Below are 1,636 nucleotides of genomic sequence, written 5' to 3' on the forward strand. Positions count from 1 at the left end.
CAACTACAATATACAAGGAGTAAGTAAGGTAATGCCAGGACTCTGGAACAAGTCCAGGTTCAAGGTGTCTGATGGAATGGTAAAATTTATAGTGATAATTTCTATAACAATCAACCTTCTTCAGTTCTTCCTGCTTGCATCTGACCTGACAACCCCGTTGCTGATAGGGAATATCGCTGTAATAGCTTTCGCATTCATCTATTCAATAGCAAGGTACAGTACAGGAAAAGTCGAAATACTTGAAAGCTATGAAGAAAACTAGAAATAATAAATAAATATGTATAACTAAAAATTATATATTTATAATACAATAAAAAGAGGGTGAAAAGATTTCACCCTCTTTTTCTACGCTAATCTGTATGCAAGTAATCCGAATGAAAATAAATCGAATGTTTAAGAATTCTAAACCAGAATGTACCTATTTATTGGGCAATCCATTTATATTCGAAACTTAGGCTGGAAAAATAAATGTTGATGAAGGTCCGAGAATAATTGGAGTAGCCCTTTTATGTAACTATAAAGAGCCTGGATCAACCAGATAGATGCCAATGAGACAGTGACCCTGGGTATAGCAAATATCCACTCAGGAACAGATGTAAGCAATGTCATCCCTGAAACCGCAAAGTTCAGGGTAAGCCTGAGGTTCTTCAATATGGGTGAAGGTGCAAAGGCTGTTGATATTGTCAAGGAGATACCCGAGGCTACTGCCAGGATGCACCATTGCACAGTCGAGTTCTCTGACTTGATGAAGATCCTGTCAGAACCTGTAATCAATGATTCGCATTACTCGGAGCTTGCAGCGGCAGCACTGAACGATATACTTCCTGAAGGTACAGTATCAAGCTGCCCAAAACGGTATGCTTCAGAATCCTATAGCATGTACCTTGAGAGATACCCTGGTGTGTTCGCTTTCCTTGGCATCAGGAACGAGGAGCTCGGTACAGGAGCTGAGCACCACAATGAGAAGTTCGATGTGGATGACAGCGTACAGAAGCTCGGTGTGCTGTCAACTGCAAAGTATGCGGTTTCGCTCCTAGCCGAGTGACATGCTGAATAACTAAGGACAACTTAAGATGAGCCTGCGTCCGGAGCTGCGAGATGCACTTGTCACAGGCTCCAGAGGCTGGCTCGATAGTTTGTTCTTGACCGAAGTCGGGGGAATTTATGGAAGCAAGGGTTATAAGCGACAGGGAAATCAAGAAGAAGATACTCTCCATGGTCATTCCGATTACCGCTGAGAACATACTTCAGATGACTGTAGGACTGGTGTCCATGGCTATGGTGGACCGTATCAGCGCTGTGGCAGTCGGAGCCATTGGTCTAAGTAATGTCATATTCAGGCTTATCTGAGCCGCCTTCAAGGGCATATACATAGGAACGACAATACTCGTTGCTCAGAGTTATTGAGCAGGTAACATGAGGAAGCTTGCCAGGGTTTCCGTTCAGGGGATTCTGCTGTCCATCGCGTTTTCAGTTCTGTTTCTGGTACTGCTGCTTGGATACTCAGAGCAGGTGCTGATGGTATTCGGTGCAGGACTTGAGCTGATAGCAAATGCGACACTGTATACAAGGATTCTTTCATCGAGCCTTCCTGCGACTGCGGCTATACTTATAGCCTGAAGTCCCGCTGTTTTTT

General features: G+C 43.6%; 4 protein-coding genes. All 4 read left to right on the top strand.

Features of this window, described 5'->3' with window-relative positions:
- On the top strand, positions 1-262 hold a 262-nt coding region (locus tag T472_RS01300), incomplete at its 5' end, for a hypothetical protein (protein ID WP_040906256.1).
- Between the two features lie 294 nt (positions 263-556).
- Complete coding sequence (locus T472_RS01305; protein ID WP_052011732.1) at positions 557-1,045, top strand: zinc-binding metallopeptidase family protein; 489 nt, start codon at positions 557-559, stop codon at positions 1,043-1,045.
- Positions 1,046-1,164: 119 nt separating this feature from the next.
- Positions 1,165-1,350 (top strand): hypothetical protein, encoded by a 186-nt coding sequence (locus T472_RS01310; protein WP_023387806.1) that lies wholly within the window; start codon positions 1,165-1,167, stop codon positions 1,348-1,350.
- Positions 1,351-1,416: 66 nt separating this feature from the next.
- Positions 1,417-1,620 (top strand): hypothetical protein, encoded by a 204-nt coding sequence (locus tag T472_RS01315; protein WP_023387807.1) that lies wholly within the window; start codon positions 1,417-1,419, stop codon positions 1,618-1,620.
- The last annotated feature ends 16 nt before the right edge of the window (positions 1,621-1,636 follow it).

This window comes from Youngiibacter fragilis 232.1, assembly GCF_000495435.3.
GTDB classification, from domain to species: Bacteria; Bacillota; Clostridia; order Clostridiales; family Clostridiaceae; genus Youngiibacter; species Youngiibacter fragilis.

What these genes read in the sequence shown, in the direction of transcription:
- T472_RS01310 (WP_023387806.1), top strand. Translation starts at nt 1,165, where the DNA reads ATGGAAGCAAGGGTTATAAGCGACAGGGAAATCAAGAAGAAGATACTC.
- T472_RS01315 (WP_023387807.1), top strand. Translation starts at nt 1,417, where the DNA reads ATGAGGAAGCTTGCCAGGGTTTCCGTTCAGGGGATTCTGCTGTCCATC.